Here is a 13,942-nt window from a genome sequence, read left to right on the forward strand (position 1 = left end):
TAATGGCAAACACCCGCGACATCCAACTGGATGCACTGAGGGCCATCGCCGTGACGATGGTGATGTATTCCCATTTCTTCGCGGCGGGAGGATCTTCGTTCTGGGGCCATATCGGCGTGCGGCTGTTCTTCGTGCTGAGCGGCTTCCTGATCACGCGCGTGCTGCTGGAAGCGCGTGCGGCCGCCGAGTTTCAAACCGGCCCTGCGTTGCGATCCTTCTACATCAGGCGGGCGCTGCGGATATTTCCTCCCTATTTCGCCGTCCTGGGCTTCGTCTGGCTGTTTGACCTGGAACAGTCCAGGGGATCGCTGATCTGGCAAGCGCTTTATCTGTCGAATTTCTGGTATGCGCTACACAATGACTGGACGCCCTGGGTTCTCTGCCATTTCTGGAGCCTGAGCATCGAGGAGCAGTTCTATCTCGCCTGGCCACTGATCGTCCTGCTGGTTCCGCGCCGGCGCTTTGAGCCGGTCTGCATCGCCGTCATCCTGCTGTCGTTGGCCTATCGCTTCTACTGGCCGATCACTGCCACCCCGGCGCTGGCACGCGACCTGCTGCCGCCGGCATCCATGGATGCGCTGGCGTCGGGTGCGCTGCTTGCCTGCTGGCGGTCCAGAGGCGCTGCCCTGCCGCAATGGATGCGGCTAGGCTGGCCTGCCTTGGCGGCCGCATTCCTGATGATCGAGTGGTTTGTCCCGGCGCCTGCCGATCCGACGCTGGAATGGGCTCGCTGGCTGCTGCTGCAGGTCCTGCCCCTGGTGCCGCTGATGGTCATCGTCACCGCCTGTTCGAGCGGGCTTGGCGGCATCCTCGGCAAGCTTGCCGAACTGCCGCCACTGCTGGGTCTCGGCCGTATCAGCTACGGCGTTTATCTCTATCATCCGATATTGCTGTCGCTCGCCGTCAAGTCGCAGCCCTGGATTCCGCTCAATGTCTCGGAGCAAGGGCCCGGGCGGCTGCTGGTCGCGAGCGCCGCCACGATTGTCGTGGCCTCGATTTCCTGGCTGATTTTCGAAAGGCCGCTCAACCGCCTGAAGCGCCACTTCCCCTATGTCGCGCGCGCCCAAGCCGCACGCGCCGGCCATGCCGGCTGGTTCGCGGGGGCGCCCGGCCGATTGCCCGATGGCCGCCGCACACCATCGCTCGACCTCCAGCGAACGGACGCGAGACGATGACCGCCGCGCCGCTCGTCTCCGTCCTGCTGCCGGTCTACAATGCCGGGCCCTATCTCGCCGCCGCGCTGGGAAGCATCCTGCGGCAGGACTACTGCCGCCTGGAGATCATCGCCATCAATGACGGATCGACCGACAATTCGCTCGAGATCCTCGAGCGACACCGGCAGGCCGACAGCCGCATCTCGATCATCTCGCGCGAAAACCGCGGCCTCGTCGCGACGCTCAACGAAGGGCTGCGAAAGGCCCAGGGCGAGCTGGTCGCGCGGATGGACGCGGACGACGTCGCCTATCCCTGGCGATTGTCGCGCCAGGTGGCGCTGTTCGAGCGGCGGCCGGAACTCGGTTTTTGCGGCGCCGGCGTCGACATGTTGATCGGCGGCCGCATCGCCAGGGGCAAGCCAGATCCGGTGTTCCAGTTCGGCCGCATTCCCATACTGGCGATGTTCTTCACGATCTTCATGCATCCGACGGTCGTCTACAACAGGAAGGTCATCGAAGACGACGCTCTCCACTACGACAGGACCTACAGGCACGCCGAGGATTTCGATCTTTTCAGGCGGCTGGCCGGCCGCTACCCGGCAGCCATGATGCCCGAAAACCTGGTCGTCTACCGGGTCCATGAGGCAAGCGTGACCAGCCGGCACAGCAAGGAGATGCGCAGGACGCATTTGCGGATCGTGGCCGAGAACCTCGAGCGCGAGGGCCTCGCGGAATACACGCGGGACCTGCGCGACATCGGCGATGCGGTCAGCCTCGACACGGTTGCCCGTGCGGCCAACTTCATCGTCGCGCTGGAGGAGCGGATTGGCTCGTTGCCGGCCGACACGCGGCCGAGCTTCGAGGCCGGGGCGCTGAACCTGTTCTATTTCCTCTACCAGCTTATCGCTGACGAAATGCAGCCCCCGCTGACGCATGAATTGCTGACGCAGACCGCGAAGTGGAACGTCATCCGGCGCCGCGAGCGATATGCGCTGCGGCCCGGCGCCTGGGCGCCCTGGCTCAGCCGCGCCTCGCTGTCGGCCGGCAGGCAAGCGGACGCCATGGCATACTTCTTCAAATCCACGCCCGCCGCGGCGGTCCTGGCGCCTTATGAATTGAGCTAGGGGGATGACCGTCAAAACCCACCAACTCCTGCAGCGCGATCGTTCGACGGCGCTTGGCGCCGTCCCGGCCGGTCCGCGACCGGAACGATCGGCGCCGGAAGTCAGCTTCATCATCTGTACGCGCAACCGTGTCGCCGTGCTCGAGGCCTGCATCAAGTCGGTGCAGGCCGCGTGCCGCGCCCATGCCGGCTTCGCGGCCGAACTCGTGGTCGTCGACAACGGCTCGAGCGACCGCACCGCGGAACACCTGGCCAGCATCGCCGCTATGTCGGACATTCCATTCACGCCCGTTTGCGAGCCACGCCCCGGATTGGCAGCCGCCCGCAACGCCGGGTTGAGGCGCGCGCGGGGCCGTGTGCTGGTCTTCGTGGATGACGATTGCGCCGTGCATTGCGACTACCTGCGCAATCTGGAGCGGCACTATGCGTCCGGGGAACACTGGCTCATCCGGGGAGGCCGTGTCGAGCTTGGCGATCAAAGGGATCTGCCTTTCACGATCAAGCGCTCGCGGGTACGCGAGCGGCTGACGCCGGACGTTCATCCCGGCGGTTTCGTGCTGGGCTGCAACATGACGATGCACCGCGATGTCGCGGCCCGTATCGGCTATTTCGACGAACGCTTCGGCGCCGGTGGGTCAATGCGGTCAGCGGAGGATACCGATTACCTCGTGCGAGCGATGCTGCTCGGCATCGCGGTCGAGTATGTGCCCGACATGACGATATTCCATCATCACGGCCGGCGTGATCGCGGATCCATCGAAAAGCTCCACCGCGACTACAGCCTGGGCAATGGCGGACTCTGCCTGAAACATGTTCGCCATGCGCCCTGGCTGCTTCGTCATTTCTACTGGGCCGCGAGAGCGGCTTTCCGGGAATTGGCGGGCGGGCCTGCCTTCGATCGTGAACTCAACCTGTCGCACTGGCCGATCGTCGGCATGAATTTGCTCGGCGCGGCACGATTTGCGGTTCTCCTGCTGGCGAGACGGCCGCAAGATGCGCCGGTGCGGCAAGATCAACAGGCAAATGCCCAAGTGAGTGAACCGCTGTAATGCCATTGCTGCCGCCAAGCCTGCCGATGCTGTTCCAGGCGCTCGGAAAGAGGCAACTGCGCCTGCTTCCGGCCGTGGTGGTTCTCGGCCTGGCCAGCGCCGTCCTCGAAGGCTTCGGCATCGGCCTGATCATCCCGTTGCTGGGCATTATCATGGGCCACGGGGATGCAGCGGGAATGGCCGGCTTCTCCGCCGTCCTCCAGCATGTCGGAGCGGGCCTGAGCGAGCGCGACCGGCTTGTCGTCATTTCAATCGCCATCCTCGGCTCGATCCTGCTGAAGAACGTCTTCGCCTTCGCCAACACGCTGCTGACGACCTTCATCTATGGCAAGGCAAGTCATTCGATCCGCAGCGCCTTGTCGGAGCGGCTCTTGCGGGTCGGCTACCCGTTCTTCCTGCGGCAGAGTCCGGGCCGGCTGCTCAACATCATCTCCAACGAATCCTGGCGGGCATCGGATGCGATCCAGATCATGCTGTCGGCCATCGTCAGCGCGTCGGCCGCCATCATCCTTTTGGCTTTTCTGCTGCTGCTTTCGTGGCGCATGACGCTGTTGGTCACGCTGGGGCTGGCCGCCGTCCAGATCGCGCACGCCATCCTTTCGGCCAATCTGAAAGAGCCCAGCCGCAGCGTCGCCTCGCGCAACTCCCACCTCGCATCACAGATGCTGCATCTGGTGCATGCCGGACGGCTGATCCGCATCTTCGGACAGGAGAGCCGGGAGAAGGCGATCTTCGATACGGCGTCCGATGCGGTTCGCCGCGCCTCCTTCGTCCTGCTCGTGCGCCAGGGCGCGCTGCCGCCGCTGACGGAGGTTCTCCACGCCGTGCTGTTTCTGGCGGTGGTGATCGGCGCCTGGCTGGCGCAGGTCAGTTTCCCGCTGATCATCGCGTTTGTCATCCTGCTCTACCGGCTGCAGCCGCATATGCGGGCCCTGCAAGGGTCGTGGAGCCAGCTGCAGGGGCTGAGCGGATCGCTCGAAGAGGTGACATGGATGCTGGATCCGTCCGGCCAGCCGCAGCCGCCGCAAGGCGACGGACCGTTCCACGGCTTGCGCCAGGGCATCGAGTTCGATGACGTGACGTTCACCTATTCCGGCACCGACCAGCGTGAAGTGGTGCTGCATTCGGCGACGTTCGAAATCCGCGCCGGCCGCTCGACGGCGCTGATCGGCCGCTCGGGCGCCGGCAAGACGACGATCGTCAACCTTCTGTGCCGCTTCGTGGAACCCGACACCGGCAGGATCCTCGTCGATGGATCACCGCTCGACGGGATCGACGCCAGCCAGTGGCGGCGGCACATCGCACTGGCCAGCCAGGAGCTGGAACTGGTCGATGGCACCATTTTTGAAAACATAACCTACGGCCAGGACGCGGCCACGGCTGGCGACGCCGAGCGTGCCGCAAGACTGGCCGAGGCGCACGAATTCGTCGAACGGCTTCCGCTGGGCTACGACACGGTCGTTGGCTACCGCGGTGTCAATCTCTCGGCGGGACAGAGGCAGCGGATCGCACTGGCCAGGGCCCTGGTGCGCGATCCCGATCTCCTGATCCTCGATGAAGCGACCAATGCCGTGGACGGACTGTCGGAAGCGGCCATCGTCGAGACGCTGAAGTCGAGAGCCGGCCGCCGCACGACCATCGTCATCAGCCACCATCACAGCACCATCTCGTTCTGCGACGACGTGGTGATCCTGAGCGGCGGCCGGGTGAAGAAACAGGCCCCTTTCGGCGCCCTGGCATCGCTGACCATGGACGAGCTTTACCAGCACGAGCCGCCCGCCACCCCGGGCCGGGCGGGAGTCAGGCGTCGTCGCGCGGAGCCGACGAAGTGAGCCAGAAGCAATTCCAGGAAAAGTGTGAAACGGTTTTCCCGGGAAAAGCGCGTAGCGCTTTCCCTAGGGAATTGCGTCAAAACAAAGAGATAGAGCTGTTCGCCGTTTCCGTGAAACGGTGAACTGCTCTACGGCGTCGCGCGGAGGTTCCTGCGGGCGCGCCGCCTGCCCGCTGCGCGTGCTTTCTCCGCCACCACGCCGGTGATCTCGACCACGCTGCCCTCGCGCGGTCTGCCGTTGGTGGCCTTGTGCAGCCGCTCGTAGGGCAGCAATTCCTTTATCCGCGCATTGAGGGACAGGATTTCGGCCCTGAGGTCCTCGCATTCCTGCCTCTGGACATCGAGCTGTATCTGTTCCGACGCCTGTTGCAGCATAAGCTGTGAAAGATTGGCGTTCACTTTCGAAAGGCTCGCCTTGTCGCTTTCGTTCTCATCGGTGAGCGCGGACAATCTTTCATCGGCGATTTTCTTTTCGGCCAGGGTGTCGTTCAATTCGACCTTGAGCCTGGCGATCTCGCCGGTGGCCTCGCTGTTCTCGTTCGAGGCCGACTCCAGCCGCGATTGCAGCTCCTGGATCTCGGAACGCAACCCGCGCATCTCCGTCTGGCTGCGCGCCAGTTCGGCTTCCCTGTCGCCTTCCACCATGCCGGCCGCTTCGGTCATTTCCGACAGCTTCGCCTGTGCGGCCTCGAGCGACTTCTGCAGCCGCATCTCCTCTTTCTCGCTCTTGCCGAGCGCGGCCAGCAGTTCCACAAGCCGCGCTGCTTCGCTGGCATGGATCGCCGAGAGCTCGTCGAGCCTGTGGCGCGCCTGGGCTTCCCGCTTCAGCGCCTTGTCGAGCTCGATCGACAGGCTGACATGTTTTTCCCGCAGCATCTTGCTCTCGCGCAGGCGCCTGTTGGCCTCGACCGTCCTGGCGGTCAGCCGCTTGGCGATGTCGCCGAAATCGGCGTCGCGTCTTGCGCTCGCATTGGCCGTCTCCGCGAGTTCCAGCCGTGTCGCGGCAAGCGCCGCGCGAAGCGCGTCCCTGTCCTGAACCAGGCTTGTCTCGCGCTGTTGCAGCACTTCGCAGGTGCTTTCACGCTCGCGCAGCTTTCGCCCCGCGTCGTGCAGCTTTTCCGACAGCGTTCTTTGTTCGGCGATCAGGCCGGCATTCGTCAGCTCCAGCTCGTTGGCGCGAATGATGTCGCCGTGGAGGATGTTGAGGTACTCGCGCGTCAGATGGTGTGAGGTCGCGATCTCCGACAGCTTGCCGTTGATATCGTCCAGATAATCCCTGGCGTCATGGAACAGCCCTTCAAAGGCACTCAAGGCAGCCAGTCGGGTCTGGGTGTGGGAGGTCAGTCGTGGCCCGGTGTCGGGACTGTCCGTATCGCCCGCATCGTTCGCATTCGCCGCACTATCCCCATTTGCCACAATGGCCTGAGATGGCGGGTCGTCAGGAGCTGCCGCGGGATCCGTGGCATCGCCGCTCTTGGGCGGCGCCTCGTCCTCGGCGTCGAGAGTTGCGTCCAGCGCGTCCGCCAGATCGATCTCGAGGTCTTGAATTGCTTTATCTACGTCTTCAGCACGCTTGATCAGCCCTTTGAAGTTCATGGCCAAATACCCCTTACGCCGTACCCCAACTTGCTACTTAACGAATTGCTAACATATCCTTACATCCGCTAATTGCGCAGGGGAAGCCCCCCATTGGCGGGAGGCAAGCTCGGGACATTTGGGGTTTGGATGCCGCGAACAACCAATGCCGCGGCCGTGGGAAAGCTTGTTCCTCGCCTCACGAGTGTGGGGGGCCGAAGGACAAGCAAGACCCGTGGCGCGCCCCGGCGAGATGGCTCGGCGAAGCCGCGCGAGACCTTCAGGGGTGGAGATGTGCCGCCGAGAAACTCGCCTCATCCCGGCTTGCCGGACTGCAAGGCGATTGTCGCAGGCGAAACCGACTGCCCTACCTCAAAAGGCGTCTCAGCTGCTTTTCGGGGCCGGCACCAGCTGGATCGGGGGCCGCTCGCCGGGCGCGTTGCCCAGCGCGATGGCGACCCGGTCGCGCCCGTTGCCCTTGGCATCGTAGAGCGCGTGATCCGCGGCATTGGTCAATTCGGTCCAGCCGACGCCATGCTCGGGATAGGCGGCGACCCCGAACGAGGCCGTAACGGTGCCCAGCGTCCGGCCGCGATGCGTCAGATGCAGCTTCCTGATTGCCTGGCGCAGCGCTTCCGCCCGCTCGGCACCTTCGTGGACCGAGCTTCCCGGCATGACCAGGGCAAACTCCTCGCCGCCGTAGCGCGAAACGACATCGCTGTCCCTGGCGTGCTCGATCAAGGTGGCGGCGACCTGCTTCAGCACAAGGTCGCCGGCTTCGTGGCCGAACGTATCGTTGAACTGTTTGAAATGATCGACATCGAGCATGATGACCACCAGCGGCTGGCCCGAGCGCTCCATCCGGCGCAGTTCGCGGCTGCTCGTCTCCTCGAGATAGCGCCGGTTGAACAGGCCGGTGTTGGGATCGCGGATCGACTGCTGCCGCAGCGTCTCGCGCAGCCGCAGGTTGGCCAGCGCCAGCGCCAGCGTGTCGACGACGCCGCGCAGGATCTGTTGTCTTTCAGCCAGCCATTGCGGCTTCTCGGCTGCATTCGGCTCGCACAGATGAAGGATGCCCAGCGTTTCGCCTTGCGCCGCCAGAGGCATGCAGACATAGCCCTTCTTGCCGTTCTCGGTGATATGGGCGCAGCGCGGCGTCAGCATGCCAGGGCCGGCGACATGTTCCTGGCCGCGTCTCAGCGCCCAGCAGTCTTCCGGCGCGAATTGCGTGGCGCTCGAGCGGACGTCGCCCCAATGCGCCATCTCCTCCACCAGGTTGCGCGACGCGCTGGTCAGGTGGACGGTCCCGCTCAAGCCGCCGAGGAACTCGGCCATGGCGGTGCCGACCACCGAGAACGCTTCCGGGAAGGTGACGCAGGCCTGCAGCAGTTCGCCGAGCTTCACCAGGCGGGTCGTGGTTTCGGACTTCTCGTGCAGTTCGCGGTTGAGCAGCGCCAGCTGATCGGCACGCTCGTTGACCACCCCTTCGGCGCGGCGCAGCTCGCTGATGTCGCTGAGCGTCAGCACGAGGCCGCCGTCGGACCGGCTGAGCGGACTGCAACTGGCGATGACAGGCACATGCGAGCCATCCGATTTGGTCAGGCGCACTTCGCTTTGGTGCTGGCGGCCCGTGGTCAGGGCCTGCTCGACGGGAGAGGTTCCCGCGGCGAACTCGGCTCCTCGCGAATCCCGCATCGTCATCACCGCGCCCCAGTCCAGCCCGACGATCTTGTCGGCGCGCCGCCCGATCATCGCCGCCGCCGCCGGGTTGACGCTTGCAATCTTGCCATCGCTGTTCAGCACGGCGATGCCTTCGGCCGCCGTCTGGACGATATCCTCGATGTGGGCCCGCGCGGTTGCAAGCTCGTCGGCCATGGTGTTGAAGCCCCGCGCCAACTGCCCGAACTCATCCTTGCGGCCGTGGCTGATGCGCGTCATGGCCTCGCCTTTGGCCAGCGATTCCATGCCTCGCATCATGTCGGAAAGGCCGGCGCCGAAACGGCTGAGCAGCCCCCAGGCGAAGGCCGCAGCAACCAGTATGGCGGCTGCCGCAGCGAGGCCAACCAGCCAGAGCACGTTGTTGGTGCGCTGTTCGGCGGCGCGCAGCAAGGGATCGTATTCCAAAAGCACGGCGCCGACGATCGTATCCTTGGGATGCTCGATCGGAACGGCCAGTATGTCATTGGCTTCATTCGGATCGCTGAACTTGCGCGGGACGCCATCCGCCAGGGTCTGGCCGACTTCGTTGCCGGGGTCGTGATCGAACTTCTCGCCGAGCTCGTGTTCTTCGTCGGCGGCATGGGCGAGCAGGATCTTGTTGGGGTCGACGACCAGGAAATCCCTAAGCGAGCGATGGTGCTGCAGCTCCAGGAATTCGCGCAGCGCGTCGGGCCGCTCGAACAGCGACGGTGAGCCGTCGGATGATTTGAAGACGATCGTGTCGGCCAGTTCCTGGGCGACGTTGGTCGCTTCGGTCAAACCCAGCGACTTGGTCACGGCCATCTGCGTAACGATCGCGAGCCCGCCGACCAGCCCGATCAAGGCCGCGGCGCTCGTCATGCTGAGGATGATCAGGCTTTTGATGCGCACGTCATGGCCCCGCCGAAAAAGACGGCATTTTACACGTCAAATCGAGCCAGCATCTCATTCCCGGCTTGTATTACCAAATGCTTATCAACGTCCTAACGATGCCAGCCGGCGCGGGTGGCGCCGCCCCCACGCCGCTGCTGCGCAGCGACCTTCAGGGGGCGGGTAAAAAAAATCAGCCCGCCATGGCCAGCGGCACGGCGCTCTTGTTGGGGATCTGGATGTCGATTTCCAGCGTCGACATGGTCTCGCCGCGGTCCATCGAGACCTGCAGATAGTCCTGGTCGATCTGCACATGCTTGGCGATGACGGCCATGATCTCCTCGCGCAGGATGGAGACGAGGTCGGGTTGGCTGCGGTTGCGGCGCTCATAGGCGAGCAGCACTTGCAGCCGCTCGCGCGCCACCGGCGCGCTGGAGCGCCGCTTGAAGATGTCGAGCAGGTTCATGCCGCCCTCCTTCCCAAAAGACGATCGAGAAAGCCCTTGCGCTCGAACGGCACGACGACCGGCAGCTGTTCGCCCTCGAGCCGCCTGGCGGCGTCGATATAGGCCTTGGCAGCAGCATTCAGCGGCTCCGACAGCGTCACCGGCGAACCGAGGTTGGAGGCCCTGAGCACATCCTGGCTCTCTGGAATGATGCCGAGCAGCGGCGTCGACAGGATTTCCAGCACGTCGTCGATGGAGAGCATTTCGCCGCGCGAGGCGCGCGCCGCGTCATAGCGCGTGACCAGCACGTGCTTGGCGATCTGTTCGCCCTGCTCTGCCCGCAGCGTGCGGGCATCGAGCAGGCCGATGATGCGATCGGAATCGCGCACCGAGCTCACTTCCGGATTGGTGACGATGACCGCCTCGTCGGCAAAGCGCATGGCGAGCTGCGCGCCGCGCTCGATGCCGGCCGGGCTGTCGCAGAAGACGTAGTCGAACACCGAGCGCAGCTTGTCGATGACTTCGCCGACGCCCTCCTCGGTCAGCGCATCCTTGTCGCGGGTCTGCGAGGCCGGCAGCAGGAACAGCGTCTCCACCCGCTTGTCGCGGATCAGCGCCTGCGACAGCTTGGCCGAGCCCTGGATGACGTTGACGAGGTCGAACACCACCCGGCGTTCGGCGCCCATGATCAGGTCGAGGTTGCGCAGGCCGACGTCGAAGTCGACCAGGGCCACCTTCTTGCCGGTCTTGGCGACCGCGGCACCAAGGGCTGCCGTCGAGGTCGTCTTGCCGACGCCCCCCTTGCCCGAAGTGACCACCACTACCTTGCCCATGAAAATGCCTCCGTTGTTGTTGCTTTGTTGTTCGTGGTCGAGCGGCCCGGCCGCCCAATATCGGTCGAAATCAATGTCAGCTCAGCGGCGAAACGCGCAGCGCGTCACCGTCGAGAAACGCCTGCACCGGCTTGCCGCGCGAAACACCTTCCATCTCCTCGGCGGTGACGTACCAGCCGTCGACCGCCAGAAGCTCGGCCTCGTTGCGGCGGCAGAAGATGCGCGCGCCCTTGTTGCCGAGCGCACCCGCCGAAGCGCGCCCGCGCAGCGTGCCGTAGACATGGATCGAGCCCGCCGCGATGATCTCCGAACCCGAAGCGACCGAGCCCAGCACGATGACATCGCCATGCGGATGCACGATCGCCTGGCCGGAGCGGATCGGCGACTTGATCATCAGCGTGCCCGACGCTTCCTGCGGCTGTGCTGCCTGCGGCTCGCTTTCGCCTGTCATGCTTGCGCCAGCCTTGCCCTTGCCAGCAGCGCCAGCATCCGCGCGCGCCTCAAGCACCTTGCCCTCGGCCTTGTCGGAAACCTCCGCCCTCGCCTTGCGGCCGGGCAGCAGGCCATCGGTCGTCGCCTCCTTGGCGCAGGTCAGCACCGGCGGCAATTCGGCGCCAAGCGACGCCCCTTCGAGCTCGATGGCATAGATGCGGATGCCGCGCGTGGCCAGTTCCGCCACCAGCGCCGCGATCTCGCTCGGCTGCGGCTTCATCGTGTTCAGATCGAGCAGCACCGGGCGGCCTGAGAAATAGCCGGGTGAATTGCCGATCCAGTGATCGAGCCCCTCCAGCCAGGCCGCCAATGGACCTTCAGGAGTCAATGTGAACGCGACGAAAGAACGGGCGCGAAAGCGAATGGATTTGGCCTCAAGGGGAGCGGCAAAAGTCACTGGCGGCGAATCCTTACTGATAGGTAAACGCTAGCGAGTGAATGGTTAACGAAAGGTTAATTTTGTCGATAGCCAGGGTTAAGAACTGCGTCGGCGAACCCGTGGAGTAAGATGTTCTCGGGACGGCTCCGCAGAGGCGCGAACCTCGATCCTGGCGATTAGCGCCAGCTGGCGGGCCGATCACCCGTAGGCGGCCACGTCGCGCCTACTATCAATGCGGTACCCAAGAATAATCCTGTGTCGTTAGCGGAAGAATACTTGCGCAACGTTTTGTGCTTGGGCAATGTTGCCGCCGGGCACTTTTGATGGGCTTTGGGGGGACTATGAAACGAGCTGCTTTGACAGTATCGATATTGGCCGCGCTGGCCGCATGTGCCGCGCCACCCGACAAGATGGCCGGGATTCCAAATTTATCCAATTCTCGGAGAGGTTTATGATTTCCGAAGCCAGTGTTCGGCGCTCCATCAACCATTTAGGTTCATTTGGAGATACCGACCTTTTTCCACGCCTTCCCGAAATGCGATGCTTTCTCGAACGCCCCGGTACAATCGCTAAGGACTGCGAGAAACTCAATATCGGACAGTACACGCCGGTCGGTGCGGTAGAGACATTGACTCCTAAGTCGTGGCTGGGATTTAGGATCGCCCATCAGCTTACCGCATCCGACAACGTTGTCTATCTCGCAGCCCTCCTGGATTGCGCCCCTCATCTCGAAGCGGCGCGACTGCCAAAGGAAAATAACGAGGCTTTCGCGTATCGTTTTTCCGAAGGCGAGTCTTTGAAGGTTTTCGAACCTGCGCGCGGTTATCACCAATGGCTGGCGTATCTTTCAGATTTTGGGGAGCCTGAAAATCCGTTTGCCGAGAATCGCCCGGCGATAGTGACTGACATCGCCGATTTCTACCAAAGGATATATTTTCACAGAATTGAGAATGTTCTGCAGGATGCCGGGTGCCCGAAGGGTCCGTCCGATCTGGTCAAGAAAATTATTAAAACAACCCGCGCCAAACAATCCTATGGCTTGCCAGTTGGGAGTACGGCTTCGAGGATGCTGGCAGAATGCCTTCTAAACGATACTGACATGTTTTTAAAACACAAGGGCATGAAATTTACGCGATACGTTGATGATTTTCGCATTGAAGTGCCGGCAGGTACAGAGGGACACTCGATTCTTTGCCGACTTGCTGAACATTTAATGGTAACCGAAGGACTGTCACTAAACGTGGCAAAAACAAGAATGACCTCTATAAAGGAAATACAACGATCTTCCAGGGTACGACTCCAGGACGTTTTCACCAGCGCCGAAATGGAAAAAATTCAATCTTTTATTAAAATAAACTATGGAAATGACGACGATACCAATGACGACGACACCATATCTAATCCATTTTTGTCAGCCGATCTACTACTCGACAAGCTTGACGAGATAGGCGATAAAAAAGTTGCTGACCTGTCGATATTTAAAGCTGTTTTGCGTGCCCTTCGCTTCGCCGCCAACATCAATGCTGAGCGACTCCTGGATAAACATGCCGATTTACTTTACTACTCTCCTCGTGAATATTGCTTAGCTTTGAATTCTGCCTCAAAGCAGGAAAACTTCAATACAGAATCAGTAAAAATTCGGGTAAGAGAATTGCTTTACATGTCACCTTACTCCGACTTATCCTATGTTAGATCATGGCTTCTGAACTTGTTTGTCGATGGAACTCTGCCAGCTTCCCTATCAGAGTGGCAGACATACGATTTTAACAGAAGTATAATAGAGCGTCGTGCAAATTTCTTTTTCCATGGCCTAGCAAACGATCGTGCTTACTTCCGAGCGCTTAAAACCCAGCTTGGCTCTCTAAGTGAATGGGACAAGCCTGCGGCGCTGATGGCGGGGATATGCCTACCTTTCGACGAGTACAAAACCTGGTTGGCGACGGCGCAGGATCTGCTGAGTACCCCATTCGCCGCCACATACCTAGCTTGGCTGAAGGATTGCCACGGCAAACGCACTCTGCAGCAATTGCTTTCTGACGCACAAGAGCCGGTGTGTACGTCTCTCTAATTGGAAGAGAACCTCGGGCGACACGCACACACTTCTACCAGCTATCATATAAATGAAGCGCTCGCATACTCGCTAGCGCGCTTAACGGGGGGCGGTTTGTCTACTAACTTAGTCACAGAAGCAAAGGACTATCTATCTCAGTGGGCAAAAATCGTAAGAGAGGAATTGGCCCCGTTAGGGATTTATGCCTTCGGTAGCTTGATTTACCGTGACGGCGCTCTGTTTGGAGATGGAAGTGACATCGACATTGTCGTTGTTATACCAGAGAAACCGGATGCGATCGACCGCGCAGACTGGTTGGAAAAGCTTCTTCGTTACAAAATTTTGTTGATTGCCACTGAGAACTGACCCGGCAACACAGGATATTTCCATCGAGAATTGACCCATGTTTGAACCACCCCTGCACGTTAGCGGGGGCTTTGGAG

At 62.0% G+C, this 13,942-nt stretch carries 11 protein-coding genes; 6 read left to right on the forward strand and 5 right to left on the reverse strand.

Annotated features, from left to right (window positions below; all coding sequences use genetic code 11):
* Positions 1-2: 2 nt before the first annotated feature.
* From ACFSOZ_RS15250 to ACFSOZ_RS15265, 4 genes are read left to right on the forward strand one after another with little or no spacing between them, the layout of a single operon-like run.
* Entirely contained in the window at positions 3-1,175 is a 1,173-nt protein-coding gene (locus ACFSOZ_RS15250; RefSeq protein WP_379099380.1) for an acyltransferase family protein, read from the forward strand.
* Positions 1,172-2,278, forward strand: coding sequence for a glycosyltransferase family 2 protein (locus tag ACFSOZ_RS15255; RefSeq protein ID WP_379099383.1), 1,107 nt, complete (start codon positions 1,172-1,174; stop codon positions 2,276-2,278). Before ACFSOZ_RS15250 ends, ACFSOZ_RS15255 begins: the two co-directional genes overlap by 4 nt.
* A 4-nt stretch (positions 2,279-2,282) precedes the next feature.
* Positions 2,283-3,326, forward strand: a complete 1,044-nt coding sequence (locus tag ACFSOZ_RS15260; protein ID WP_379099386.1) for a glycosyltransferase family 2 protein — start codon at positions 2,283-2,285, stop codon at positions 3,324-3,326.
* On the forward strand, positions 3,326-5,158 hold the full coding sequence (locus ACFSOZ_RS15265; RefSeq protein WP_379099389.1) for an ABC transporter ATP-binding protein: 1,833 nt from the start codon (positions 3,326-3,328) through the stop codon (positions 5,156-5,158). Before ACFSOZ_RS15260 ends, ACFSOZ_RS15265 begins: the two co-directional genes overlap by 1 nt.
* Before the next feature lie 128 nt (positions 5,159-5,286).
* Here the strand turns inward: ACFSOZ_RS15265 and ACFSOZ_RS15270 are convergent, their stop codons facing one another.
* From ACFSOZ_RS15270 to minC, 5 genes are all read right to left on the reverse strand, one after another.
* A complete protein-coding gene (locus ACFSOZ_RS15270; protein ID WP_379099392.1) occupies positions 5,287-6,753 on the reverse strand; it encodes a coiled-coil domain-containing protein in 1,467 nt (488 codons plus the stop codon).
* A 363-nt stretch (positions 6,754-7,116) separates the two neighbouring features.
* Positions 7,117-9,321, reverse strand: coding sequence for a sensor domain-containing diguanylate cyclase (locus ACFSOZ_RS15275; protein ID WP_379099395.1), 2,205 nt, complete (start codon positions 9,319-9,321; stop codon positions 7,117-7,119).
* 172 nt (positions 9,322-9,493) lie between these two features.
* Positions 9,494-9,766: a cell division topological specificity factor MinE gene (gene minE, locus ACFSOZ_RS15280; protein WP_024501686.1), complete on the reverse strand. Its 273-nt coding sequence runs from the start codon at positions 9,764-9,766 to the stop codon at positions 9,494-9,496.
* Positions 9,763-10,578, reverse strand: coding sequence for a septum site-determining protein MinD (minD, locus tag ACFSOZ_RS15285; protein WP_379099398.1), 816 nt, complete (start codon positions 10,576-10,578; stop codon positions 9,763-9,765). Before minD ends, minE begins: the two co-directional genes overlap by 4 nt.
* Positions 10,579-10,654: 76 nt before the next feature.
* Positions 10,655-11,467 carry a septum site-determining protein MinC gene (minC, locus tag ACFSOZ_RS15290; RefSeq protein WP_379099401.1) on the reverse strand — a complete coding sequence of 271 codons (813 nt, stop codon included), beginning with the start codon at positions 11,465-11,467 and terminating at the stop codon, positions 10,655-10,657.
* Between the two features lie 433 nt (positions 11,468-11,900).
* Between minC and ACFSOZ_RS15295 the strand changes: the two genes are divergently transcribed.
* Positions 11,901-13,517: an RNA-directed DNA polymerase gene (locus ACFSOZ_RS15295; RefSeq protein WP_379099404.1), complete on the forward strand. Its 1,617-nt coding sequence runs from the start codon at positions 11,901-11,903 to the stop codon at positions 13,515-13,517.
* A 96-nt stretch (positions 13,518-13,613) separates the two neighbouring features.
* Positions 13,614-13,865, forward strand: a complete 252-nt coding sequence (locus ACFSOZ_RS15300) for a nucleotidyltransferase domain-containing protein (protein ID WP_379099407.1) — start codon at positions 13,614-13,616, stop codon at positions 13,863-13,865.
* Positions 13,866-13,942: the final 77 nt, after the last annotated feature.

Origin of the sequence: Mesorhizobium newzealandense, assembly GCF_042682145.1 — a bacterium.
Lineage (GTDB): Bacteria > Pseudomonadota > Alphaproteobacteria > Rhizobiales > Rhizobiaceae > Mesorhizobium > Mesorhizobium newzealandense.

Coding starts and splice junctions, on each gene's coding strand:
- ACFSOZ_RS15260 (WP_379099386.1), top strand. CDS start 2,283: ATGACCGTCAAAACCCACCAACTCCTGCAGCGCGATCGTTCGACGGCG.
- ACFSOZ_RS15295 (WP_379099404.1), top strand. CDS start 11,901: ATGATTTCCGAAGCCAGTGTTCGGCGCTCCATCAACCATTTAGGTTCA.
- ACFSOZ_RS15255 (WP_379099383.1), top strand. CDS start 1,172: ATGACCGCCGCGCCGCTCGTCTCCGTCCTGCTGCCGGTCTACAATGCC.
- ACFSOZ_RS15250 (WP_379099380.1), top strand. CDS start 3: ATGGCAAACACCCGCGACATCCAACTGGATGCACTGAGGGCCATCGCC.
- minE (WP_024501686.1), bottom strand. CDS start 9,766: ATGAACCTGCTCGACATCTTCAAGCGGCGCTCCAGCGCGCCGGTGGCG.
- ACFSOZ_RS15265 (WP_379099389.1), top strand. CDS start 3,326: ATGCCATTGCTGCCGCCAAGCCTGCCGATGCTGTTCCAGGCGCTCGGA.
- minD (WP_379099398.1), bottom strand. CDS start 10,578: ATGGGCAAGGTAGTGGTGGTCACTTCGGGCAAGGGGGGCGTCGGCAAG.
- ACFSOZ_RS15270 (WP_379099392.1), bottom strand. CDS start 6,753: ATGAACTTCAAAGGGCTGATCAAGCGTGCTGAAGACGTAGATAAAGCA.